Below are 22,352 nucleotides of genomic sequence, written 5' to 3' on the forward strand. Positions count from 1 at the left end.
TCGATTGAATCAACTGATAGACACCTTGTCGGGAGGGCTGTGACCGACCAATCCGCCGAGTCCCTGCGCGCTCCGTACACGATCGAGTTCGGATTTGAACGCACGGTCGGCCCCAAGATCGGCACCTTCCTCGGCGGTCTGCGCGACGCGCGCCTGTTCGGAGTGCGGACGGCCCACGGCCAGGTGTTGTGCCCGGTGCTCGAGTTCGATCCGACGGATGCCAGCGCAACCGGCGAGTTGATAGAGCTTGAGCCGAAGGGCATTGTGCTGCAATGGACCTGGGTATCTCCGCGGCCGGCCGATGAGATCGATACGAGTTTCGCGTGGGCGCTCATCCGCATCAACGGAACCGCCAACTCGATGTTTCATGCTGTCGATGTGGGCGGAAACCTCGCGGTGATGAGGACCGGCCTTCCGGTCGCCCCACGCTGGCGCACCGACCGCGTCGGCGCCATCACCGATATCGTCTGCTTCGAACCGATCGGTCAGCCGTGACCACATTGCCCGAACCGGTCACCTCGATCGCCAGTCCGTTCCACATGGACTACACGTACGTCGCCGGAATCGGCCGTTCGGTCTTCCTCCGCGGATTGACGCAGCGCCGCCTGCTGGCGCGCCAATGCCCGAACTGTGAACGCGTGTACTGTCCTGCGCCGCAATTCTGTTCGCGATGCCTGAGCGAACTGGGCGCACCGTACCCACTTGCGGGAACCGGCACGGTCCAGACCTTCTGCATCGTCAGCTTTCCCTTTCCGGGGCAGGTGTTCACCCCGCCGTACGCGGTCGCACACATCCAGCTGCACGGCGCCGATACCAGGCTTATGCACATGATCGGGGACACCGAGCCGAGCAGCGTTCACATCGGTATGACGGTCGAGCCGGTCTGGGTATCCGACGAGGATCTCGGTGCCACCATGCAGAGCATCCGCTACTTCCGCCCGGTACCGAACGAGGCCGCCCATGCGTGAGGTCGCCGTCGTCTCTTTTGCTCAATCACCTTGTACTGCAGCTAATCTCCGCGACGATATGGCCGAGATCCTTCTTCCCGTGGTTCGCGAAGCGCTTGAGCAGGTGGAGCTGCGCCGCGAGGATATCGACTTCTACGCCTCGGGCAGCCATGACTTCTTCGAGGGCCGCACCTTCGCGTACATCGAATCCCTCGACGCCGTCGGCGCCTGGCCACCGATATCGGAATCCCACGTCGAAATGGACGCCGCGTGGGCGTGTTACGAGGCATGGGCATGGCTCCAATTGGGCCACGGCGATATCGCGTTGATCTACGGCGTCGGCCGGGGAGCGCTACCCGCCGACCTCGATCAGGTCTTTCCCTCTTCGCTGGATCCCTATTACCTGGCTCCCCTGCATCCGCACCGGCACGCGATCGCCGGGCTGCAGGCGGCCGCCGTCATCGAAGCCGGTATCACCACGGAGCGCGCGATGGCCGATGTGGTGAACCAATCACTGACCGACGCCCTATCAAATCCCTTTGCGCTCAAGGCCGGTGCCCCAGGGGTCGAAACCCTGCTGGATGAGCCGTACATCGCCGCACCGCTGCGCCCGCACGATGCGGCACCGGTCGGGGACGGCGCGGCGGTGCTCATCCTGGCCACCGGCGACGTGGCACGGCGACTGGTCCGGCGACCGGCGTGGATCCGGGCCATCGATCATCGGATGGATACGCACCATCCCGGCTCGCGGGACCTCGCGGTGCTCGATTCGGCCCGGATCGCCGCCGAGAAGGCAGCCGCCATGGCCGGTTTTACGGCCTCGAGTGTAGAGGTCGCCGAGCTGCACACCGAATACAGCTACGCGGAAACGTTGCTCACCAAGACCTTTGGCATCGACAACAACACGCTCGTCAATCCATCCGGAGGGCCGCTGGCGGGTGCGCCCGCTACCGCCACCGGATTGATCCGCATCGGTGAATCCGCCCGCACCATCTTGCAGGGGCGGGCCACCCGAGCACTGGCCCACGCCACCAATGGGCCCGCACTGCAGCACAACCTGGTGTGCCTGATGGAGGCGAGTACGTGAGCACCCGGGTTGCGGTAGTCGGTGTCGGACAAAGCAAGCAAGCCAAGAAGCGTGATGTCAGCATCGCGGCACTGGTCCGCGAGGCAGTGGACGGCGCACTGGCCGATGCGGAGCTGACCTTCGGGGATATCGACGCGATCGTGCTCGCCAAGACCCCTGATCTTTTCGACGGGGTGATGAATCCCGAGTTGTACCTCGCCGACGCGATGGGCGCGCGTGGCCTGCCGGTCACCCGGGTGTTCACCGGCGGCAGTGTGGGCGGGCACGCGGCCATCTACGCCGCGCACCTGGTACAGGCCGGACTCGCCGGCAGAGTACTGGTAGTCGCGTATTCCAAGGAGTCAGAAGGAAATTTCACCTGGGCACTGTCACGGCCACTGCCGTTCAGCGTCCAGCTGGGCGCGGGCGCGGGCGGGCATTTCGCACCGGTGATCCGCGAGTACATTCGCCGCTCGCAGGCGCCGGAGCACATCGGCTGGCAGGTCGCCGTGAATCATCGCCTCAACGCCACCCGGAACCCGTACGCGCACATCCACAAACCCGATATCACCGTCGAGGAAGTGCGCAATTCCCCGATGCTGTGGGATCCGATCCGATTCCTGGAATCCTGCCCGTCATCGGATGGCTCATGTGCCGTCGTCATTTCTTCCGAGTTGCTGGCCACGCATGCCCCGCGACCGCCGGCCTGGATTCACGGCACCGGATGGCGCACCGAAACAGGTCATTTCGCAGGCCGCGATGAGGTGAATCCACGCGCCGGACAGGAGTGCGCTGCCGAGGCGTATCGCGAGGCGGGAATCACCGATCCCGCCAACGAGGTCGATGTTTCCGAGCTCTACATCCCCTACAGCTGGTACGAGCCGATGTGGATGGAGAACATCGGGCTGGCCCCGGAAGGGTCGGGTTGGCGCGCCGTGGACGAGGGCCACACCGCGTTCGAGGGCAGGCATCCGATCAACCCGTCAGGCGGTGTGCTCTCGGGCAACCCCACCGGTGCGACGGGTCTCCTACGGTTCGCCGAGGCGGCATTGCAGGTACGCGGACTGGCAGGGGAACATCAGGTCGACGGCGCCAGACGCGCGATAGGACACGCCATGGGCGGAGCATCGCAGTTCCACGCACTCTGGGTAGTGGGAAGCGAGAGGCCGTGAACGCGGAGCCAGAACTTCTCGTCGAGCGGGACGGCCCCATCGTCATCGTGACCATGAACCGTCCGCATCGGCGGAATGCACTGTCCACCATTATGGTCCGGCAGTTCGCTCAGGCCTGGGACGAGATCGACGCAGACGACGGAATCCGGGTGGCCATCCTGACGGGCGCCGGTGCCGCCTACTGCGTAGGGGGCGATCTCAGTGACGGCTGGATGGTTCGCGACGGCTCAGCGCTGCCGCTGGACCCCGCCGCCATCGGCAAGGGTCTGCTGCTCACCCATACCCTGACCAAACCACTCATCGCGGCGGTCAACGGGGCATGCCTCGGTGGCGGCTGTGAGATGTTGCAACAGACCGATATCCGTGTTGCCGACGAGAACGCAACCTTCGGTCTTCCGGAAGTACAACGCGGACTGGTGCCCGGTGCAGGGTCCATGGTCCGGCTTAAGCGCCAGATTCCCTACACCAAGGCCATGGAGATGATCCTCACCGGCGATCCACTCACCGCCCAGGAGGCATACCAATTCGGATTGGTGGGGCACGTGGCACCGGCAGGCACCGCATTGGACAAGGCGCGCGGCCTCGCCGAGCGCGTGGTCCGCAACGGCCCGCTGGCCGTACGCAACGCCAAGGAGGCCGTGGTGCGCAGCGGATGGATCGCCGAGGAAGACGCCCGCGCCATCGAGGCTCGGCTTACCCGGCAGGTGATCACCTCCGCCGACGCGCGCGAGGGATTGGCCGCGTTCCGCGAGAAACGAGAGGCACGGTTCACCGGGCAATGACCAACACCGCAGCAGAACCTACTGGTATTGACCACGATTCCACCGATCAGCGCTTACTCGGTGCCGCCGAGCGATTATTCGCCGAGCGCGGTGTGGACGCGGTATCTCTGCGCGCGATCATGGCGGCGGCCGGCACCAACGTCGCCTCGGTGCACTATCACTTCGGATCTAAGGAGCGTCTCATCGAGGCGCTGCTCGACAAGTACCTGAACCAGCTAGAGAGGCGCCGGTTCGCGTTGTTGGATGTCGCCGAAAAGGCCGGCACACTGCGCGCCATCGCCGAGGCGATCGTCGTCCCGCTGGCAGAGATCGGTGAAGAAGGCGGAACCGCATGGCTATCCACCTTGGGGAAGCTGCTCATCAGCGGCCATCCCGCGTTGATCCCGATGAGTGTGAGTTTCCAGCCTCAGGCCGCGCGTCTCCAGGAACTCATCGTGCGGCTACGTCCGAACGCATCACTACCGTCAATCCGTTTCGGCGTCACCCACGCGGTGACGCTGACCTGTGTGGTTCTCGGCGATATCCCACACACCAATCGTCTGATGTCCTTGAGCGGCACCTACCTTGACGACGGGCAAATGAACGCGCAGCTTGTCGACATGGTGACCGCCATCCTGGCCGGACCTCCTAGCGAGGACTAGGCGTGCCCCTCCCGGAATGCGTCGAAGGACCGGCGCAATTCCCCTGTGGCAGTGCACATCACCTGCGTCCTGTTCTCCAGATCGAGTGCGTGTCGCAGACTCGGCGCGTCGACCGTCTGCCACATCGTCTCCTTGGTCATCCACACTGCCAAGGGTGAGTGCACCGCGATCTCTTCGGCCTTAGCCAGTGCGGCGTACAGCAGGTTCTCGGCAGGCACCACGTCGAAGATCAGGCCGATCCGCAGGGCCTCGTCGGCACCGAATACCCGTCCCGTCAGCATCAGCTCAGCGGCGCGGCTCGCACCCACCAGCCGCGGTAGGTGATAGCTGGTGCCCATATCGCAGTTAGACACCCCGTGACGAATGAACACGGCACCGAAAGATGCTTCCGGACAGGCAAACCGGATATCGCAGGCCAGGGCCAACGCGAATCCGCCACCAACCGCGTGCCCGTTGACGGCCGCGATGACTGGCTGACGCATCCGGTGAATTCGTTCAAACAGCGAAGCCATGAGTTCCTGGGCCGCAAGGGTGCGGACCAGCTCCGAATCGGCCGCACCGAGCAGCGCGGCCGTCGAGGTGACACCGGTATTGGTGAAATCAGCGGGCAGCGACTTCAGATCGGCACCGGCACAAAAGGATGCGCCGACCGCGGTGAGGACCACCACACGGATCTTTGGGTTGCCATCGACCTTCTCGATCACCGAATGCAGCTCAGCCACGGTCTGCGGATCCAACGCGTTGCGGCGCTCCGGGCGATCGATGGTGACGACCAGGATTCCGTTCTCTCGCTGCTCGGTACGGATCATCGGGCCACCAGCCCGCCGTCGGCGATGATGGTCTGACCGGTGATGTAACTACCCGCATCGGATGTCAAAAGCAGAGCGGTGCCCACTATTTCGTCGGGGAGCCCGAGCCGTTTGAAGTGGTTGGCGTTCGCCATGCGTTCCACCTCCGCGGGTGGTGTCTTGCGCACCATGTCGGTGTCGATCGCGCCGGGCGCCAGTGCGTTGACACGCACGCCCCGCGCGGCGAGCTCGGCCGCTGCGGAACGGGTGTAGGAGACGAGGGCAGCCTTGGCCGCCGAGTACATGGAGACACCCTGCCCAAACATGAAGGCGCCCACTGAGACCACGTTGAGCACGGCGGCGTGTGGGCTCGCCACCAGATGCGGCAGCGCGGCCTGCACCAGGAAGACCGGACCGCGCAGGTTCACACCGAAGGACTTGTCCCAGCCGTCGACGGTGAAGGCGCCAACCGGTTCCGTGAGGGCGTTGGCGGCGTTGTTCACCACAATGTCGATACCGCCGAACTCTTCGACGGTGGCTCGCACCAAATGTTCCAGGGACTGGATGTCACCGGTGTGTGTCGATACGCCCAGCGCCCGCCCACCCAGCGCGCGCAGGTGCTCGACAGTCTCGGCGCAGGCATCTGGTTTCCGGCTTGCGACAACGACATTGGCACCCGCGCAGGCATAGCCCTCAGCGAGTGCGCGTCCGATCCCACGGGTGCCGCCGGTGACGATCGCGGTACGCCCGGTGAGGTCGAACAGGCTGGAGAAGGCTTCCCGGTTCATCGTTCCCTCACTTTTCGCTGGTCCACAAAACTCGCGGCGCGCACCACGCCAAGAATCTGTTCGATGAGCGCGTCGTCGGCGGTGCCGCGCAGCACGCCGTGGTACACGGCCATGCCCACGATCGTGTCGAAGAGTGCGTCTGCCCCCGGCTGGCCCGCGCACCGGCCGACTGCGACAGCCTCGGTGTGTGCCGCCCGAAATGTCTCGCGCAGAGGCGTTTCGGTGCGCTCCACCAGAACCGTATACCGGCTGGGTTCGCGGTAGTACTCGACGAGGAGTCCCGGCATCGCCGCACGGGTGGCCGGATCGGCGAAGTATTCGACCACGGAACGCACCACAACCGGCAGGTGGTCCTCAAATTCGGCAGGCTCGGCCAGCGCCGCGGGCCAGGGGCGGTCGGCGATCGCGCTTTCCACCATGTCGGCCTGCGTGGGCCAACGCCGGTAGATCGTGGGTGCACCGATTCCGGCGGCGCGCGCTACCGCCGGAATAGTGGTGCCCTGATAACCCTCGGTGGCCAGCATCTGGCGCACCGTCTCACGGACCGCGTCGTCCTTGTCGGGGTCGCGGGGGCGTCCGCCCTGGCGTCTATCCACTCTCCGACCGTCCCCTTTTAGTTTCGATATTGAAAATAACGATACTAGTGCGGCCCCGGTGGAGGGAAGGCCCTATCGATAGGTGGCGAGAACCTGCTTGCGCAGCCCGTCCGTCGCGGTTTCCATGGCACCCTTGATGGCCCGCTTCAGCACAAATCCGGGCAGCGGGATCAGCGGATCGACCGTCAGCTCGAACTTGACGTGCGTCTTGTCGCCCTTGGGCGTGAAGGTGTACTTGCCGTCTTGACGGCGCTGCTGGCTGGCCTTCACCAGCGTCCAACTGACGGTGTCGGGACCCCAGCTGTAGGCAACGGTTTGTTCGTCGGTGATACCCGCCGTCTTCACCTTCATCTTCACCTCATGCGGACGCCCGTCCGCCCCCGTCGTCAACACCGTCGAACTCTGATGCGCCGAAGACCATTTCGGCAGCACCCCAAAATCGGCGATGACGTCCATGATCTGTTCGGGGGTCGCTTCGATGACGATTTCCCGGCTGTCGCTAGTGGCCATGGATCTGACCCTAGCGACCCTCCTACTGCTAGACGGTGAATCCCCCGTCGATGTTGATGGCGGTTCCCGTGATGTACCACGCCTCCTCGGACGCCAGGTAGCTCACCAGGCTCGCGACATCGCGCGGGTGGCCATAGCGTCCGACCGCGATGTTGGGACGCAGAATCTCGGCCAGCGCGCCGTCCTCGGGGTTCATATCGGTGGCCACCGGGCCCGGCTGAACGTTGTTGATGGTGATGCCGCGGGGCCCGAGCTCGCGTGCCAGCCCCCGGGTGAGGCCGGCGACGGCGGCCTTCGACATCGAGTACAGCGACGCATTGGCCGTGGGCGAGCGGTCACCGTTGATGCTTCCGATGGTGACGATCCTGCCGCCATCCCGCAGATGCGGGGAGGCCGCCTTGATCGCGGCGAAGACGGCGCGCACATTCACCGCGACAATCTTGTCGAAGTCCTCCAGGCTGGCTGTCTCGACATCGCCGAAACTGGCAATCCCGGCGTTGTTGACCAGAATATCCAGTCCCCCAAGGTGTTCCGTCGCCTCGTTGACGGCGGCGGCAAGCTGATCGGGGTCGGCGACATCGGCCTTGATAGCCAGCGACCACCCACCTGCTGCCTTCACATCAGCCACCACATCGGCGGCCTGTTTCGCTGAGCTTGAAAACGTGAAGACAACACGTGCGCCGTCGGCGGCAAGCCTGCGCACGATGCCCGCGCCAATTCCGCGCGATCCACCGGTGACGAACGCGCGGCGGCCCGTGAGTGGCTGAGTCATGTCAATCCCTTCGGTCGGTACTCAGAAGACAAGGGGACCGGGGTCCGAAACATTCCCACCTGTCCGATTCGCGCACGGTATGCCCGTACCCCCGGCATACTCGCTGTGTGTCGTCCGCTGACATTCATCCAAGTCTCCGCTTGGCCGCCAAGGTTTTTCCACGGCAGGTCGGCCTTCCGCGAACGCTGTCGACGCTGCGCGCGGTTATCCGCGCCTCGGGGCTGCTCCCAAGGTTCGGGATACGGACCATGGCAGTCAACGACGACGTGACCGTACGCGCACACGTTCCCAAGAACCTCAACGAACCGTCCCCAGCGCTGTTGTGGATTCACGGCGGCGGCTATGTGATGGGCACCGCCCGCCAGGACGATCTCTTCTGCCGCAAGGTGATGCGGGAGACGGGACTTCCCGTCGTGTCCGTCGACTACCGCCTCGCGCCCGAACATCCCTACCCCACCCCCATCGAGGACTGTTATGCCGCGCTGCGCTGGTTATCCGTGCAGGGCTGGATCGACCCGACCCGCATCGCCATCGGCGGTGCCAGCGCCGGCGGTGGACTGACCGCGGCACTGGCGCTGCTGGCACGCGATCGCGGCGAGGTGGCCCCCGCCATGCAGCTGTTGGTCTATCCGATGCTCGATGACCGCACCGCCGCGCGCACCGATGTCGACGAAACCACGCTGCGGATGTGGAGCAACAAAAGCAACCGGTTCGGCTGGGATTCGTATCTCGGCAACGCAGACCCCGATGTCGCGGTGCCGGGCCGCCGCCCCGATCTGGCGGGGTTGGCGCCGGCATGGCTGGGCATCGGGACCGCCGACCTGTTCCACGACGAAGACCTCGCCTACGCCGAACGCCTGCAAGCCGCCGGGGTGCCGTGCGAGTTGGAAGTGGTCGAGGGCGCCTTCCACGGTTTCGACAGATTCGCGCCGTGGGCGCAGGTATCGAAGGACTTCGTGGCCAGGGCCTGCCGCAGCCTGCAGCATGCGCTCATCTGAACTGCGTTCGCCGAGAACATATCTCCGAATTCTGAGGCGTCGATATTGTCGAGCGTGCACCGAATGCACCGAACGCCTACGGGGTACCGGCACGACCTAGAACCCCACACGCTAATGTAAATGAATATCGTTATCGTTGTCATTAGTGCTGCGGAGGGTGCGGAATGGCTATGCCGGTGTGGATGGCGTCTCCGCCGGAGGTGCATTCGGCCCTGCTCAGCGGAGGTCCGGGCCCCGGACCGCTACTCGCAGCCGCTGCCGAATGGTCTTCGCTGAGTGCGCATTACACCGCCACTGCCGACGAACTTCGCGCAATTCTGGCCACTACCCATGCCGCAGCGTGGCAGGGCCCCAGCGCGGACATGTATGTGGCGGCGCACGTTCCATACCTGGAGTGGCTGACCCAAGGTGCCGTCGAAAGTAGTGGCCGGGCCGCTCAGCACGGGGCCGCGGCGGGCGCCTACAGCTCGGCACTCGCGATCATGCCTACCCTTGCCGAGTTAGCCGCCAATCACGCTACACACGCGGCGTTGATGGCCACAAACTTCTTTGGTATCAACACCATTCCCATCGTGGCCACCGAGGCCGACTACGTCCGCATGTGGGTGCAGGCCGCCACCACGATGGCGACGTACCAAACGGCCTCCGATGTCGCACTGGCGTCCACACCGCCCGCTACGCCGCCACCGCCGATCCTGAACGGCCACGATCACGACCACGACCACGAGCACGGCGAAGACCACGGTCACGGGGACCTGGACCCCACCAACCCGGAGTGGTGGGTGCACGTCGCCGGTGAGATGGTCGAGCATATTGAGCTGCTGTGGAACAACCTGCTGACCGATCCGGCCGCACTGCTGACCAACCTTCCTTTGGTGCTGGCGGACGTGGCTTTTCATGCCGCACAACTGGCTTCGACAATCGGCCAGTTCGCCCCCGCCTTGATCCAGCCCGCGCTGGCTCTGGCGATCGCCAGCCTGGGTTCGGTGGCCGGGCTCGCCGGCCTGTCCGGGATTCAACCATCTCCTGATGCTCTTGCCGCGGAACCGGATCCCATTCAGGAGCCTCCGACAGCGGCGGCCGCAGGGTCGGCACCGACGAGCAGTCCATCTCCGTCAGCTCCGGCATCGGCCCCTTCCGGTGCACCAGCGCCTACCGTCACCAGCACTGCGCCCGCGCCGTCGCCTCCGCCGCCTGTCGGCGACCCAGGCTTCTCCTTCCCGTATGCCGTGGGTGGCGGACCCCGCATCGGCGCGGGATTGGCATTGACGAGCCGGGTTCGCACGAGGTCGAGCGCTACAGCATGGAATTCAGCATCAGAACGGGCAGCAACGGCCGCGACAGCGGCAGCACGGCAGGCACGCCGACGACGGGATCGGAGCAAGGACGAAGGCCGCGCTGTCGAATACATGGATATGGACGCCACCGCGACCTTTGGGGACGAGCCTTCCGCAACGGCTTCACGACGCGGTGCCGGACCGATGGGGTTCACCGGTACTGCATCCAGACAAGACACGGCGGCAGCGGGATTGGCGACATTGGGTCGCAATGACGATCTCAGCGAGGGGGCTCGTACGCCGATGATTCCGAACACCTGGGATCCGGATGGCAGTGATCCGCGCTGACTACCATCGACGCGGCCGCGGCCATTGAGAATGATCCGTGGCGGAACAGTCTCGATAATCGCAGCCGCCACGAGACACCCCACACACGCTCAGCGCCCCGGCAACGGCTCCAGGCGCAGCGATCCCCGCGAACACCGGCTCCGAGAACCGCTTCATCGAGCCATCGAACTCCACGACGGTTACTGGCATGGCGCCCCGCGCTGCGAGCTCGATACCGTCACCGAGTTCACTCAAACGCAACAGCAAACATCGTTGGTCTGGGTCATGCCAAAAGGCACCGGAATTATGGGCATTCCGCACGACGGCCAACCTGGACTTGGCTAATTGACCCGAGTCGGCGCGCCCGCGTCAGGGGCAGCGCGCGGCACTATGCAACACCGCCTTTACGAATTTGCTAGGTTGCTGGCCGTGGCAACGATCGATGACCGCAGCGACCTGTCGGCGTACTGGCGGCTGAAGTTCGATTTCTATGACCGTTACGGGACGAGATTTACGCCGGAAGCGGTCGCCGCCGCGAAAGCCAGACCCTTCGCGGTCAGGATGCGGTCGGCCATCAATCTGCCTGCACTGTTTTTCGGGCCCATCTACTTCATCGTGAAAGGCATGTGGCGGAAAGCCGTAACCATCATGCTGCTAGGCCTACTCCTTGGTGTGGTGGTGTACCTCGCCTTCCCGGGGCTGGGATTCGGAGGATTCGGCACCAACGGCGCCGTGTACATGATTTTGGCGGGCCCGGCCTACTACCGGCATCGGGCCAAGGGCAGCCGGTCGTGGAATCCGCTCGACGGCATCGGCTGGCGGTTCAACCGTGAGATGCGCGAAGCCTGGGCGCAGCGCCGCAAGTAGGTCTGTCCACAGCGGAATGGGACCGTGTACGCCCCCGGCATGGACGCGCGTGCCCGAATACGGAAAAGCCCGCTGTCACCAGCGGGCTCTCATGGTGGCCAGGGCCGGGATCGAACCGGCGACCTTCCGCTTTTCAGGCGGACGCTCGTACCAACTGAGCTACCTGGCCGGACGGCAGATCCACAGAAACTGCCTCGCCGTACTGGCGACCCTGACGGGACTCGAACCCGCGACCTCCGCCGTGACAGGGCGGCGCGCTAACCAACTGCGCCACAGGGCCTTACTCTGCTCCCAGTATGAACTGGTTGCGTACCCCCAACGGGATTCGAACCCGTGCTACCGCCGTGAAAGGGCGGCGTCCTAGGCCACTAGACGATGGGGGCCCATGTCCGAATCACTCCGGGGTACTCGTCAACGTGGTCACGTTGGGAGCTCGCCTAGCTTAGGGCACAACCTCCCCAGAACCCAAACCGGATTACCTCGGTGCTGACTCGCCGCTGCGACCAGTATTCTGTCTCGGCACGCCCCTCTAGCTCAGTTGGTAGAGCTACGGACTTTTAATCCGCAGGTCGTAGGTTCGAGCCCTACGGGGGGCACCAGCGCGCCGGTTGCGATCAGCGGGAGCAGGAGCCTTATCAGGCCCTCCCCCGCTGCCTACCGTTCGGAAAATGACGTCGACGGCCCAGAGCACCACCGAGACAGCAGCGCCTCAGTCCCAGCCCGTGACGTTCCGGCAGGCGTTCTTCGTCGCCGTGACGGCGGGGCTCGGGTACGGCTTCGACTCGTATGCGGTGAACATCTACGGTCTGGTGCTGCCCGAGATCAAGAAGACCCTGCACATCACCGAGGCCCAAGCCGGATACATCGGCTCGATCTTTCTGCTCGGCTACACGATCGGCACCATCGGATTCGGCCTCGCCGCCGACCGGTGGGGGCGTAAAACGACCCTCGGAGCCTCGATCCTGCTGTACGGCATCACGACCGCCCTGGCAGGTCTCACGACGAACGTCGCCGCTTTCACCGGGTTGCGGTTTCTCACGGGTGTCGGCGGGGCCGGTGAGCTCGCGGTGGGGGCCCCTTACACCGCCGAGGTATGGCCGGCCAAGACCCGAGCCATAGGCGTTGGTGGCGTGATCTTTTCACTCTTCTCACTGGGTTACGTCCTGGCCGCCGGTGTTGCCCTGGTGCTGGTTCCTCGCTTCGGCTGGCAGGCGGCCTTCATCGTCGCGATCGTCCCGGCGATCGTGCTTTTCCTTGCCCGGCAAGGCATCAAGGAATCGCACCGCTACACAGCGACCCGGGTCAAGGTCGAACGTGGCGCCACCAAACCCACGCTGTGGCATCTGCCCGGCGTGCGACGGCGCCTCATGGTCGGATGGCTGGTTTACACCGCCAACGCGGTCGGCTACTGGGGCATGACACTCTTCCTGACCACCTACATCGTCAAGAAATTCCACGCCACCTCGGTAGAAGCGATCCGCTATGCCCTGATCTTCTTTCTGCTGCAAGCCGTGTTCGTGTTCATCGGCACCGCCCTGGCCGACTGGATAGGGCGACGCCCCTCGGCCATCCTTGCCGCGGTCATCGAAATCGCTTCCACCGCATTGGGAGCCACCTCAGACTCGCTCTCGCAGTATTTAGTGTTCGGCGCCATCTCTATCGCCACGCTCGGCTGGCTGTGGGGCGTCGGCGATACCTACGTCGCCGAGCTCTTCCCCACCGTGTTGCGCGGCACCGGATTCGGTATCGCAGTCGGCGGTGGCCGCGTCGTCTCCATCGCCGCGCCAACCCTGGTGGGCTGGGCCATAACGCAGTACGGAATCCAAACGCCCTATCTGGCGCTCAGCGGCCTGTGGATCCTGACGATCATCGGATACCTCTTGGGACCCGAAACCAAGGGCAAGGAGCTCGAAGACCTTGCCGACAAGGCCTTTACCGAAGACCTGGCCCCCTAACGAACGCCAATGGGGGCACCGGCAGCATGTGCCGATGCCCCCACACGCGCCATCTCTCAGCCGGCGAGTTCCTCAGCGGCCTCCGAGATGAGATCGGCGATGGCAACGGGCTGCGACGCCAGCGAGGCGTGGCTCGCATCCAGTTCGATGGTCTTGCGGGGGTTGATCCGCTGCGCCATCTTGCGTTCGTTCTCCGGGTTGATCATCCGGTCTTGCGTGGATACCTGATACCAGGAGGGCTTGACCCGCCATGCGGGCGCGGTGATGGCGTCCCCGAATGTCGATGCCAGCGGCGCCTTCTGAGTGACGGCCATGACGAGTGCCGCGTCCTCGGACAGGTCCTGAGCAAAGCTCTCGCGGAACTTGTCCTGCTTGATCCACAGGTAACCATCGCTGTCAGGTGCCAGATTGGCCGCGGCGGCGGGCGGCAGCTGTTCGGTCAGCTGCCCCGGGCTCTCACCGGCATCGGGGGCGAACGCCGCGACATAGACCAAGCCGACCACGTTCGGAAGATCGCCGGCCTCGGTGATCACCGCGCCGCCGTACGAGTGCCCGACAAGAAGCACCGGGCCGTCGATCTGCTGGACCATCCGCCGCGTGCGGACAGCATCATCGGCCAGTGACGTCAACGGGTTCTCCACCGCGTAAAGCTCCTCGTAGCCGCGCTTGTGCAGCTCGACGATCACGTTCCCCCAATGCGCGGCGCCACCCCAGAATCCGTGGACCAGGACGATGGCCGGTTTGCTGGACATATCTGCCTCTCAGTAGATGTTGGACGAGCTCAACCCCGTCGTGTCCGCCGTCGGCGGCACTGTTGACTTACCGGGGCTCCTCCAACATATTTGGACTATGGAGCAAGTGGTATGACCGATCATCCTGAATATTTTGCCGATCGGCCAAAATCGCACAGCTGGTTCTCAGACTCGACAGATATCGACGCCTTCTCCAGCGTCCTCTCCGCCATCGGGTTGAGGGGCGAAACTGTGATGCGTTGCTCCTCCGAGCCGCCCTTCGATATCGCCCTTCCGTCCAGCGATCGCGTACTCCACATCGCGGAGACCCCGGGGCTCCGCGTGCATATCGACGGAGACCCTGAGTACACCCTCGGTGCCGGAGACATGGTGCTCCTGGCACGCGGTACCGCACACCGCCTCGCCAAGGGCGAGCCCTGCTGCGTGCGAAGCCTGTCTGCGGCGGACGGGCACGTCGATGCGCGCGACACCTCGACGGCAACCCGTTGGATCAGTGGGCGGTTCACCGCGGAAAAGACAGCCGCTGATCCGCTGCTGTCGGTCTTGCCGCCGGCCATCGTCGTTCGGGCCGACCAGCCCGGCCATGAATGGCTCTCCCTGTCTCTTCAGCTCGTGCTGGCCGAGGTCGTCACGCCCAGCCCTGGATCCTGGGTGATGCTGTCGCGGATCCTGGACCTCCTGTTCATCCACGCGCTGCGGGAGTGGTCGACTTCCGATCGCGCCGAACCCGGCTGGCTCACCGCGGCCATGGATCCGCGCCTGGCCCCTGTGCTCACCGCGATACACAACAATCTGGAGCACCCCTGGTCCATCGCAGAGCTCGCCAAGCACGCACAGCAGTCACGCTCGGCCTTCACGCAGCGGTTCACCGCACTGCTGGGACAGCCGCCCGCCGGTTACATCACCGAGCGACGGCTCGATCGGGCGGCGCATCTTCTGCGCTTCAGCACCGAGGCGGTGAGCAAGGTCGGCAGGGCCGTCGGTTACACCTCGGATGCCGCCTTCAGCCGGGCGTTCCAGCGCCGATTCGGCGAGCCGCCCTTACGCTGGCGCATGCGACACCGGCCTCAATGACCTCAGGTCAGCGACTACCCCTGCGGCTCAGCACAATTCCGGCGATCACGATCGCCCCGCCCAGTGGTTCATGCCAGCCGATGCGCTCGCCCAACAACACGGCGCCCAGCAGCACCCCGATCACCGGGGTCAAGTAGGTGACCGACGAGGCCGCGGTGGCACCCCATCCGTTGATGATGCGGGTGTTCCAGACGTAGGCCAACCCGGTCCCCAGCACCCCCAGCGCCACCATGCTCAACACCACCGCCGGAGTCGCGTCCATCCGGTGACGGTCCACGAGCGCCACCACGACGGTCATCAGCACCGCCCCCACACCCACCTGAATACCGGCGACCGCCAGCGCGGGCAGACCCAGCGGCGTGACGTACTTGCGCATGTAGACGAAACCGATCCCGTAGCTCAGAGTCGCTCCAAGACAGGCGAATTGTGCGAGCACCGGGCCCCCGTGACCGAGCAGCTGCCATGGAGCCAGCACCACGCACACACCCACGAACCCGACCGCCAATCCGAGCAGCTGCATCCGGCCGGGGCGCTCGGCCCGCAGCGCCACCAGTGTCACCACAGTGGTCATCAAGGGAGTTGCCGCGTTGTAGATACTCGCCAGCCCGGAGTCGATGGTCTGCTCGGCCCACGGATACAGCACGAACGGAACAACACACAGCGTCAGCGAGACCACGCCGATATGTCCCCACACCTTGACCTGGCGCGGCAGCGGAACTCGGAGCAGCAGAACCAGGGAGACGAGCGTAAGGGCACCGAAATCCAGGCGCGCTGCCGCCACCTGCAGCGCCGAAAGCCCCTGCAGACCGATCTTGATGAAGAGGAAACTCGCGCCCCACACCAGGGCAAGAGCTGCGAACTGAAGAGGGAGCCAGCGATTACGGGCCGGAGCGACGGTCGCGGTATCCACCGGGCAATTGCACAGGACTACCGGCCACCAGCGCTAGCGGTTTTCCGCCGTCACACCCCGGTACTGGACCCCGGGCGCGCGATCATCAGCACGGTGACCACCGCCCACAGCAGGTTGAAGATCCCGGTGAACATCGCTAACCGCGCGAACACCCGCCCATCGAGCGACTCACCTTCGCCCAGCTGGGCCAACACCCGCTGCTGTCGCGGCAACACCACAAACACCAGCACCGCCGCGGCCGCCCCCGTGAGCACCAGCGATGCGATCAGCCAGGGGGTGCCCAGGACACCCATCAAATCTGCCAGCGGCAGACCGAACATCGGAATCGCGATCCCCACCGCCGCGTACACCCGGCAGACCCGGTGCAGGGTGCGCAAGCTTCCCAACTCACCAGCGCCGTCGGGCGAGGCCGCGGCGCGACGTGCGAACGCTGGAAACATGCTGGCTGCCACGGCGATTGGGCCCACCGCGAGAATCACCGCCAGCACGTGGATCGAGAGCAATACCTTGGTCACGCGCAGACGGTATCGGTCCCGCCGCGGCGCCGAAAGCCCGCCGCTGGCCATATTTCGACGACTTTCGGCCGTATCCTTCCCCAATCTTGGGAGTATGTGCCGATGGGCCGTCGAATACTGATGTACTTCACCGTGTTCGGGATCGCGATGTGGTTCTTCGGAAACCTCTACGAGGCCATCGTGATAGGACCGAACATCGCCGGTGACACCAAGGAGCAGCTGAAGGCATTCCAGCAGTTCACCGAGGTGACCAATCCCGTCTACTACTACATCCCGCTCACCCAGATCGCCGCCATCACCCTGATCGTCTGGTTCGTGCGCACCCCGCGCAGAGCCCCCGAGAAACTCTCGCTGTTCCTGGCCTGCCTCGTCGAGATCGCGGCCGTCGTCCTGTCCGTCTATGTCATCGTCAAGCTCAACATGACACTCTTCTTCGGCGCTCTGGGCGAATCCCCCAGTGAGCTACATCAGCTCGCGCTGCAATGGAACATGCTGAACCTCGTCCGCGTGGTTCTCACCGCGATCGCGCTACTGTTCGCCATGAGAGCCCTGCGCCTCGTCTGGCAGTCCTCCGGTCGACACCCGACCGCCACCGTGTGAAGCTTCCCCTGTTCCGAACGTCTCAACGAGGAGATCTGCATGTCCAGCACCCCAAGGACAGTGGTCATCACCGGCGCGAACGCCGGAATCGGCCTGGCCACGGCGCACCGGCTGGCCGCCGATGGGCACACCATCGTGATGGCCTGCCGCAATCAGCAGAAGGCCCAGGCAGCCCGCGATGAAATCCTGGCCGCAACACCCGGCGCTCCCGTCGACGTCATGTCGCTGGATCTGTCCTCGTTCGAGCACATCCACCGTTTCGCCGGTGAGCTAGCCGCACAGCATCCCCAGGTCGATGTGCTGATCAACAATGCCGGCGCCTCACCAATGCGCCAGTCCAGGACCGAGGACGGCTTCGAACTGCAGTGGGGGGCCAACTATCTGGGGCCCTTCCTGCTGACGCACCTGCTGCTTCCGCAGCTGCAGGCCGCCCGAACCGGCGACGCCCGCGTCATCCACCTGGCCTCCGTCGCCCACAGCGTGGGCAGGATCAATGAAAAGACTTGGCGTGGACGGCGTTTCTACTTCACCTTCTCCGCCTATGCCCAGTCGAAGATGGGCAATCTGATGTTCAGCAATGCCCTTGCCCGCCGCCTCCCCGAAGGAGTCACCTCGAACGCGCTACATCCCGGCAACGTCAGATCCGAGATCTGGCGTGAGATACCGCAGCCCATCCGGCCGTTGGTGATGCTGGCGCTGATCACACCGGAGCGGCCCAGTCAGCTGATCACCGACATGGCGGTGGCGGAGGAGCACCGCGGGCACAATGGGGAATACCTCACCGCACAAAAGCCGAGCCCGGTCCGGCGTTACACGAAAAAGCTGGCGGCGCAGGATGACCTGTATGCCAAGAGCTGCGAGCTGGTCGGCGTCGAGCCGCTTCCGGTGCGCGGCTAGCAGACCTTCTCACTTCACGGCGTGAATTCCGTTGTACAGCACCATCACACCGATCACTACCAGGATTGCCGCCATCAAGGCCGCGTTGTTTTTCTCCATCCAATCCTTGAGCCGGCCCATGGTGCCGTCGAGTCGGTGCCCCGCGGCCGCATAGGCCAGTATCGGGACAGCGACCGTCGATGCGGCGACAGCGACGAAGAACGCCGCGGCCGTCCAGCGATCTGCGATATCCAGCCCGCTGGCGCCGATCGCCAATCCGGCCGGAACGCAAATGAACAGGACATCGGGCCGTACCACAACCAAAGCCGCCCCCGTTATCGCCGCCCGCGCCGGGCCGATCGTCGAGAAAGATCGCATCCAGCCCGGCGAGTCGGTGTGATGATGCCGGGTCAGCCACCGGTAGATACCGAACAGGATGAGCGCCGAGCCAAGCGCCACGCGCACCCACGAGGCCCAGTTCGGCGCCGACCGGTGTAGCCCGCCGAGTAGTCCGGTGGCGGCGACGCACAGCGCCGTCAGCGCGGCCAGGCCCAATAGCCACCCGGCCAGGAAGGCGAGACCGCTCGGCCGTGGCCTCGGAGCCTGCAAGACCAGCACCGCCGGGATGACCGTGATCGGCGACAGCGCGATGACCAGCCCGAGCGGAACCAGCCCGGTGAGGACAGAACCCCAACTTCCTGCCATGAGCAGCATCTTCGCACCCTGAACACGATGTCACCGGCGAAAAGTAAAGAAGGGCCGCCCGCCGGTTAGGACGCCGTGGGGCTGTAGTGATGGGGACTGTCGCGCAGCGCCACCGGAGGCAGGTAGCGCGCTGAAGTCTGCGGCAGCGGCGCGTTGGCGGGCATCCGCCCGGTCGCCCGGTCCCACCCCGCCCGTGCGCGCGGATGTTTCCTCCACCGGAACGGCACCAGGCGGAAGATCGCGTGGTTTACCCGCCCCAGTAGCTCAAGACGCCGCTCGTCGCGGTCGGTCCACGTGTACCCCAGGCGTTTTCGCACTGGATCATCGAACATCCCAACCATCACCCACTCGGAGAACCGGGTGAAGAGGGGAAGCGCTAAGCGCCACATCCAGGTCGGCATCAGCGGCAGGAACGGCGGCTTGGGCAACTTGGCAAAGTCCAGCAGATCACGCGTCGCCTTGTTGTCCTCTAAGACGTTGGCGCACATGTCATCCCAATAGTCCTGAAACTCCTCCCAGGTCTTGGGCACCGGCCGCATGCTCATCCCGTACATCCGGTACCAGACGATGTGCTCATCGAAAAGCTGCCGCTTCTGCCCCTCGGTAAGTCCCGCACCGAACCGCTCCACCGAGAGCAACAACGCTTTGAAAAAGGTTGCGTGGGCCCAATAGAAGACGTCGGGGTCGAGCGCGCTGTACCGGCGCCCTTGACTGTCAACACCTTTGATGCCGGCGTGATATCCGCGCACCTCGGCGCCCGTTATCGGCGCACGATCCCCGTCGAAGACCACGCCGGTGATCGGATACAGCGACCGCAGGAGCCGTTCCCACCGCTCACGCAGAAACGTGGAGTGCTGCTCGACGGCGGCACCGAGCTTCGGGTGCATGTTCTGCATCGCGGTGGCGTAGGAGCCCATCAACATCCCGGACCAGTCCGCGGTGAGTTTCCACGTCAGCGATTCCGGTCCCAGCGGCACCGGTATGGACCGATCCGAGCCGTGGGTGACCGGACACCCCGCCGTCAGAGAATCGACCTCGCCGTCGGTCATAACCCACTCCGTTGTCGCCCATTCCAGAAACTGAATTGCGATTCAGTTACACGCCGACACTAGGGGGACCGATGTGGTGACGTCAAGCACCAAAAAGCCGGGTTCAGGAGACCTTGGGGTTGTAATGGTTGGGACTGCCCCAAGTATCCCGGGGCGGCAGGTTGCGGTCCGGGGTCTGTGGCAACGGGGCGTCGGCAGGGATACGCCCGACGGCGCGATCCCACCCCGCGCGAGCCCGGGGGTGACGGCGCTTGCGCTCCGGCACGAACTTGAAGAGCACGTTGACACCCTGCCCAAACTTGCGGTGTAACCATTCATCGCGCGCAGACCAGGTGTAGCCGAAGCGTTCTCGGACGGCAGGGTGATACAGCCCGACGGTCAGCCACACGAACATCGGCGCCACCAACCGTCGCTGGAGCCGCCACAGGCCCTCGGGAATCCAGGGCGCAAACGGCGGCACCGCCAGAGTGGTCAGGTCCAGCACATCCCGCGAGGCCTTGTTGTCCTCTAAGACGTTGGTGCACATGTGATCCCAGTACTCCTGGAAATCCTCCCAGGTCTTGGGCACCGGCCGCATGCTCATGCCATACATCCGGTACCAGGTGACATGCTCGTCGAAGAGCTGGCGCTTCTCGGCCTCGCCGATACCGCCACTGAGCCAGTCCGCCACGACGATCGTGCCCATGAAGAAGGTCGCGTGCGCCCAATAGAAGACGTCCGGATTGAGTGCGCTGTACCGGCGCCCCTGATCATCAACCCCCTTGATGTTGACGTGATAGTCGCGCACCTCGGCGCCTGTCGCCGGGGCCCGATCCCCGTCGAATACGACGCCGCCGATCGGATACAGCGAGCGCAGGAGCCGCTGCCAGCGTTCCCGGAAGAACAGGGAGTGCTGCTCGACGGCGGCGCCCAGCTGTGGATGCATGTTCTGCATGGACCCGGCATAGGGGCCTTGCAACACCCCCCGCCAATCGCCGAAGTACTTCCACGTCAACGACTCAGGGCCGAGCGGCACCGCTACCGACGAACCAGACCCGTGACTCACCGGACAGCCCGACACGAAGGTGCCGGATTCGGCGACAGGCTGCGTCTGGGCGACCTCGGACATATCGTTGACCATTCGGAACGCTCCGTTGCAGTTCGACGTATAGTGACAATCAAGGTTGTCAACTTTGATATCAGATTAGGAGGCCCGTGGCGAACGGTCAAGCGCAGCGGCGTAGCTGGGCGGGCGTCTCAGCGGCCGAGCGCGCAGATGAACGGCGGCGCGAGCTCATGGCGGCCGGCGTGCGACTGCTGGGGCTCAGCCCCCGGCCGGCCGTCACCGTCCGGGCCGTATGCCGATCCGCGGGCATGACCGAGCGGTACTTCTACGAGAACTTCTCCGACCGCGACACGTTTGTCCGTGCGGTCTACGACCACGTGGGCTTTCGCGCGATCGAGGCGCTCAGCGGCGCCCGATCCGCACACGAGGGTGTCGACGCTTTTGTCCGGCTCATGGTGGACGAACCCACCATGGGGCGAGTCCTGCTGATAGCGCCGACCTTTGAGCCGACGCTCTCGGAATCCGGTTATGACTGGCTGCCGCGATTCGTCGCGTTGCTACAGGGAAAGCTCAGTACCAACCTCGCCGACGAGGTGCAGCAGCAATTGGTGGCAACCAGCCTGGTGGGCGCGCTGACGAGCCTTTTCAGGGGATACCTGAACGAGGAGCTGAACGTGGGTCGGCAGCGGTTCGTGGACTACTGCGTGCAGATACTGCTGCAGGGCGCTACCGCGACGCCACCAACCGGGGCGACCGGGCCGACTACGTCGCTGCGGACTTCGCCTTATCCTCAGCAGCCTTCTTAGCCGCCGCGACCTCTGCCTTGTAACAACGCAGGGTAACGTGGACCATCTTTCCTCGGTCGTCCTGCCCCTTCTTGACGGTGAACGCTTCCTGATGCGCGACAAGGCAATTGTCGAGGCCCACTTGATCACCAGAGCGACCCGCAACGACGACCGTGTAGCCCTCACCCTTAAGAGTGGAGGAGGCGTCGGAGTAGAACTGCCCGGTTGTATCGGTCGGGCCACCGGCATGGGCCATCCCGGCCATCGCCAACGAGAAACCCGCACCCGCAACCGCGACGATGGTCGCGTTGACTACCGACTTCACTGGATACACCTCCACCTTGGAATGTGGGCAATCATACTGCGGGTGTAGCGCCCTCGCAGCCCGAGCGAGAAACGCATCGATCCGCACGTCGGAAGGCGCGCGGAAGGGTATTTGTGCGTCATGATCCGTCCACTTGTGTGCAACCGCCGTTTACAGATATATTGACTGCAACTTCCAGATACAGATAACTCTGTCGAGACCTGAGGAACGTGTCCATGCAGAAGGAATTC

26 protein-coding genes and 4 tRNA genes are annotated in these 22,352 nt (G+C 64.6%); 15 read left to right on the forward strand and 15 right to left on the reverse strand.

The window, feature by feature from the left end:
• Window positions 1–39: 39 nt before the first annotated feature.
• Genes B4400_RS22725 through B4400_RS22750 form a run of 6 tightly spaced genes read left to right on the forward strand, consistent with a single transcriptional unit; the run spans window position 40 to window position 4,608 of the window.
• Window positions 40–495: a DNA-binding protein gene (locus B4400_RS22725; protein WP_078312907.1), complete on the forward strand. Its 456-nt coding sequence runs from the start codon at window positions 40–42 to the stop codon at window positions 493–495.
• Window positions 492–968 carry a Zn-ribbon domain-containing OB-fold protein gene (locus B4400_RS22730; protein WP_078312908.1) on the forward strand — a complete coding sequence of 159 codons (477 nt, stop codon included), beginning with the start codon at window positions 492–494 and terminating at the stop codon, window positions 966–968. The genes B4400_RS22725 and B4400_RS22730 overlap by 4 nt, the downstream gene beginning before the upstream one ends.
• Window positions 961–2,034, forward strand: a complete 1,074-nt coding sequence (locus B4400_RS22735) for a thiolase family protein (protein ID WP_078312909.1) — start codon at window positions 961–963, stop codon at window positions 2,032–2,034. Before B4400_RS22730 ends, B4400_RS22735 begins: the two co-directional genes overlap by 8 nt.
• The gene (locus tag B4400_RS22740) at window positions 2,031–3,185 is read left to right on the forward strand and encodes a thiolase family protein (RefSeq protein WP_078312910.1); all 1,155 of its coding nucleotides are present in this window, start codon (window positions 2,031–2,033) and stop codon (window positions 3,183–3,185) included. The genes B4400_RS22735 and B4400_RS22740 overlap by 4 nt, the downstream gene beginning before the upstream one ends.
• A complete protein-coding gene (locus tag B4400_RS22745; RefSeq protein ID WP_078312911.1) occupies window positions 3,182–3,967 on the forward strand; it encodes an enoyl-CoA hydratase-related protein in 786 nt (261 codons plus the stop codon). Before B4400_RS22740 ends, B4400_RS22745 begins: the two co-directional genes overlap by 4 nt.
• On the forward strand, window positions 3,964–4,608 hold the full coding sequence (locus B4400_RS22750; protein ID WP_078312912.1) for a TetR/AcrR family transcriptional regulator: 645 nt from the start codon (window positions 3,964–3,966) through the stop codon (window positions 4,606–4,608). The genes B4400_RS22745 and B4400_RS22750 overlap by 4 nt, the downstream gene beginning before the upstream one ends.
• On the opposite strand, the gene B4400_RS22755 is transcribed toward B4400_RS22750, so the two are convergent.
• The 5 genes from B4400_RS22755 to B4400_RS22775 form a co-directional block, all read right to left on the reverse strand.
• Window positions 4,605–5,417, reverse strand: a complete 813-nt coding sequence (locus tag B4400_RS22755; RefSeq protein WP_078312913.1) for an enoyl-CoA hydratase/isomerase family protein — start codon at window positions 5,415–5,417, stop codon at window positions 4,605–4,607. The genes B4400_RS22750 and B4400_RS22755 overlap by 4 nt on opposite strands.
• A complete protein-coding gene (locus B4400_RS22760; protein WP_078312914.1) occupies window positions 5,414–6,184 on the reverse strand; it encodes an SDR family NAD(P)-dependent oxidoreductase in 771 nt (256 codons plus the stop codon). Before B4400_RS22760 ends, B4400_RS22755 begins: the two co-directional genes overlap by 4 nt.
• Complete coding sequence (locus tag B4400_RS22765; RefSeq protein ID WP_078312915.1) at window positions 6,181–6,780, reverse strand: TetR/AcrR family transcriptional regulator; 600 nt, start codon at window positions 6,778–6,780, stop codon at window positions 6,181–6,183. Before B4400_RS22765 ends, B4400_RS22760 begins: the two co-directional genes overlap by 4 nt.
• A 72-nt stretch (window positions 6,781–6,852) precedes the next feature.
• Window positions 6,853–7,290 carry an SRPBCC family protein gene (locus B4400_RS22770; protein WP_078312916.1) on the reverse strand — a complete coding sequence of 146 codons (438 nt, stop codon included), beginning with the start codon at window positions 7,288–7,290 and terminating at the stop codon, window positions 6,853–6,855.
• A gap of 28 nt (window positions 7,291–7,318) precedes the next feature.
• The gene (locus tag B4400_RS22775) at window positions 7,319–8,062 is read right to left on the reverse strand and encodes a 3-oxoacyl-ACP reductase family protein (RefSeq protein WP_078312917.1); all 744 of its coding nucleotides are present in this window, start codon (window positions 8,060–8,062) and stop codon (window positions 7,319–7,321) included.
• Window positions 8,063–8,169: 107 nt separating this feature from the next.
• Between B4400_RS22775 and B4400_RS22780 the strand changes: the two genes are divergently transcribed.
• The 3 genes from B4400_RS22780 to B4400_RS22790 all read left to right on the forward strand — a co-directional run bounded on the left by B4400_RS22780 (window position 8,170) and on the right by B4400_RS22790 (window position 11,531).
• Window positions 8,170–9,060 carry an alpha/beta hydrolase gene (locus B4400_RS22780; protein ID WP_078312918.1) on the forward strand — a complete coding sequence of 297 codons (891 nt, stop codon included), beginning with the start codon at window positions 8,170–8,172 and terminating at the stop codon, window positions 9,058–9,060.
• Window positions 9,061–9,224: 164 nt separating this feature from the next.
• Window positions 9,225–10,685: a PPE family protein gene (locus B4400_RS22785; protein ID WP_139361539.1), complete on the forward strand. Its 1,461-nt coding sequence runs from the start codon at window positions 9,225–9,227 to the stop codon at window positions 10,683–10,685.
• Window positions 10,686–11,087: 402 nt separating this feature from the next.
• On the forward strand, window positions 11,088–11,531 hold the full coding sequence (locus B4400_RS22790; protein ID WP_078312933.1) for a DUF2628 domain-containing protein: 444 nt from the start codon (window positions 11,088–11,090) through the stop codon (window positions 11,529–11,531).
• 92 nt (window positions 11,532–11,623) lie between these two features.
• Here B4400_RS22790 and B4400_RS22795 read toward each other — a convergent pair.
• The 3 genes from B4400_RS22795 to B4400_RS22805 form a co-directional block, all read right to left on the reverse strand.
• A tRNA-Phe gene (locus B4400_RS22795) sits at window positions 11,624–11,700 on the reverse strand.
• A gap of 34 nt (window positions 11,701–11,734) precedes the next feature.
• Window positions 11,735–11,811: transfer RNA gene (locus B4400_RS22800), tRNA-Asp, on the reverse strand.
• Window positions 11,812–11,841: 30 nt separating this feature from the next.
• Window positions 11,842–11,914, reverse strand: a tRNA-Glu gene (locus B4400_RS22805).
• 140 nt (window positions 11,915–12,054) lie between these two features.
• Between B4400_RS22805 and B4400_RS22810 the strand changes: the two genes are divergently transcribed.
• Together B4400_RS22810 and B4400_RS22815 are read left to right on the forward strand one after the other, a co-directional pair.
• A tRNA-Lys gene (locus tag B4400_RS22810) sits at window positions 12,055–12,130 on the forward strand.
• 69 nt (window positions 12,131–12,199) lie between these two features.
• On the forward strand, window positions 12,200–13,486 hold the full coding sequence (locus B4400_RS22815) for an MFS transporter (RefSeq protein ID WP_078312920.1): 1,287 nt from the start codon (window positions 12,200–12,202) through the stop codon (window positions 13,484–13,486).
• Window positions 13,487–13,542: 56 nt separating this feature from the next.
• Here the strand turns inward: B4400_RS22815 and B4400_RS22820 are convergent, their stop codons facing one another.
• Window positions 13,543–14,238 carry an alpha/beta hydrolase gene (locus B4400_RS22820; protein ID WP_078312921.1) on the reverse strand — a complete coding sequence of 232 codons (696 nt, stop codon included), beginning with the start codon at window positions 14,236–14,238 and terminating at the stop codon, window positions 13,543–13,545.
• A gap of 111 nt (window positions 14,239–14,349) precedes the next feature.
• Between B4400_RS22820 and B4400_RS22825 the strand changes: the two genes are divergently transcribed.
• Entirely contained in the window at window positions 14,350–15,312 is a 963-nt protein-coding gene (locus tag B4400_RS22825) for an AraC family transcriptional regulator (protein WP_078312922.1), read from the forward strand.
• A gap of 7 nt (window positions 15,313–15,319) precedes the next feature.
• Here the strand turns inward: B4400_RS22825 and B4400_RS22830 are convergent, their stop codons facing one another.
• Both B4400_RS22830 and B4400_RS22835 read right to left on the reverse strand, forming a co-directional pair.
• Window positions 15,320–16,222: a DMT family transporter gene (locus B4400_RS22830; protein ID WP_078312923.1), complete on the reverse strand. Its 903-nt coding sequence runs from the start codon at window positions 16,220–16,222 to the stop codon at window positions 15,320–15,322.
• A gap of 50 nt (window positions 16,223–16,272) precedes the next feature.
• Entirely contained in the window at window positions 16,273–16,737 is a 465-nt protein-coding gene (locus B4400_RS22835; RefSeq protein ID WP_078312934.1) for a DUF2269 family protein, read from the reverse strand.
• 102 nt (window positions 16,738–16,839) lie between these two features.
• Between B4400_RS22835 and B4400_RS22840 the strand changes: the two genes are divergently transcribed.
• On the forward strand, window positions 16,840–17,337 hold the full coding sequence (locus B4400_RS22840) for an anthrone oxygenase family protein (RefSeq protein ID WP_078312924.1): 498 nt from the start codon (window positions 16,840–16,842) through the stop codon (window positions 17,335–17,337).
• A gap of 39 nt (window positions 17,338–17,376) precedes the next feature.
• The gene (locus B4400_RS22845; protein WP_078312925.1) at window positions 17,377–18,234 is read left to right on the forward strand and encodes an SDR family NAD(P)-dependent oxidoreductase; all 858 of its coding nucleotides are present in this window, start codon (window positions 17,377–17,379) and stop codon (window positions 18,232–18,234) included.
• A 9-nt stretch (window positions 18,235–18,243) separates the two neighbouring features.
• Here B4400_RS22845 and B4400_RS22850 read toward each other — a convergent pair whose 3' ends face one another.
• From B4400_RS22850 to B4400_RS22860, 3 genes are all read right to left on the reverse strand, one after another.
• Window positions 18,244–18,918, reverse strand: coding sequence for a GAP family protein (locus B4400_RS22850; RefSeq protein ID WP_078312935.1), 675 nt, complete (start codon window positions 18,916–18,918; stop codon window positions 18,244–18,246).
• Between the two features lie 65 nt (window positions 18,919–18,983).
• Window positions 18,984–19,967: an oxygenase MpaB family protein gene (locus B4400_RS22855; RefSeq protein ID WP_078312926.1), complete on the reverse strand. Its 984-nt coding sequence runs from the start codon at window positions 19,965–19,967 to the stop codon at window positions 18,984–18,986.
• Window positions 19,968–20,070: 103 nt separating this feature from the next.
• Window positions 20,071–21,087, reverse strand: coding sequence for an oxygenase MpaB family protein (locus tag B4400_RS22860; RefSeq protein ID WP_078312927.1), 1,017 nt, complete (start codon window positions 21,085–21,087; stop codon window positions 20,071–20,073).
• A gap of 74 nt (window positions 21,088–21,161) precedes the next feature.
• On the opposite strand from B4400_RS22860, the gene B4400_RS22865 reads away from it, so the two are divergent.
• Window positions 21,162–21,818 (forward strand): TetR/AcrR family transcriptional regulator, encoded by a 657-nt coding sequence (locus B4400_RS22865; protein ID WP_078312928.1) that lies wholly within the window; start codon window positions 21,162–21,164, stop codon window positions 21,816–21,818.
• On the opposite strand, the gene B4400_RS22870 is transcribed toward B4400_RS22865, so the two are convergent.
• Window positions 21,775–22,122, reverse strand: a complete 348-nt coding sequence (locus tag B4400_RS22870) for a hypothetical protein (protein ID WP_078312936.1) — start codon at window positions 22,120–22,122, stop codon at window positions 21,775–21,777. The genes B4400_RS22865 and B4400_RS22870 overlap by 44 nt on opposite strands.
• Between the last annotated feature and the right edge of the window lie 230 nt (window positions 22,123–22,352).

This window comes from Mycobacterium sp. D16Q13 (assembly GCF_002013375.1).
Taxonomy (GTDB): Bacteria; Actinomycetota; Actinomycetes; order Mycobacteriales; family Mycobacteriaceae; genus Mycobacterium.

Bases quoted from the DNA above. Each gene is read 5' to 3' on its own strand.
- B4400_RS22735 (WP_078312909.1), top strand. From the start codon at position 961: ATGCGTGAGGTCGCCGTCGTCTCTTTTGCTCAATCACCTTGTACTGCA.
- B4400_RS22750 (WP_078312912.1), top strand. From the start codon at position 3,964: ATGACCAACACCGCAGCAGAACCTACTGGTATTGACCACGATTCCACC.
- B4400_RS22755 (WP_078312913.1), bottom strand. From the start codon at position 5,417: ATGATCCGTACCGAGCAGCGAGAGAACGGAATCCTGGTCGTCACCATC.
- B4400_RS22760 (WP_078312914.1), bottom strand. From the start codon at position 6,184: ATGAACCGGGAAGCCTTCTCCAGCCTGTTCGACCTCACCGGGCGTACC.
- B4400_RS22770 (WP_078312916.1), bottom strand. From the start codon at position 7,290: ATGGCCACTAGCGACAGCCGGGAAATCGTCATCGAAGCGACCCCCGAA.
- B4400_RS22775 (WP_078312917.1), bottom strand. From the start codon at position 8,062: ATGACTCAGCCACTCACGGGCCGCCGCGCGTTCGTCACCGGTGGATCG.
- B4400_RS22785 (WP_139361539.1), top strand. From the start codon at position 9,225: ATGGCTATGCCGGTGTGGATGGCGTCTCCGCCGGAGGTGCATTCGGCC.
- B4400_RS22815 (WP_078312920.1), top strand. From the start codon at position 12,200: ATGACGTCGACGGCCCAGAGCACCACCGAGACAGCAGCGCCTCAGTCC.
- B4400_RS22820 (WP_078312921.1), bottom strand. From the start codon at position 14,238: ATGTCCAGCAAACCGGCCATCGTCCTGGTCCACGGATTCTGGGGTGGC.
- B4400_RS22825 (WP_078312922.1), top strand. From the start codon at position 14,350: ATGACCGATCATCCTGAATATTTTGCCGATCGGCCAAAATCGCACAGC.
- B4400_RS22840 (WP_078312924.1), top strand. From the start codon at position 16,840: ATGGGCCGTCGAATACTGATGTACTTCACCGTGTTCGGGATCGCGATG.
- B4400_RS22845 (WP_078312925.1), top strand. From the start codon at position 17,377: ATGTCCAGCACCCCAAGGACAGTGGTCATCACCGGCGCGAACGCCGGA.
- B4400_RS22850 (WP_078312935.1), bottom strand. From the start codon at position 18,918: ATGGCAGGAAGTTGGGGTTCTGTCCTCACCGGGCTGGTTCCGCTCGGG.
- B4400_RS22855 (WP_078312926.1), bottom strand. From the start codon at position 19,967: ATGACCGACGGCGAGGTCGATTCTCTGACGGCGGGGTGTCCGGTCACC.
- B4400_RS22860 (WP_078312927.1), bottom strand. From the start codon at position 21,087: ATGGTCAACGATATGTCCGAGGTCGCCCAGACGCAGCCTGTCGCCGAA.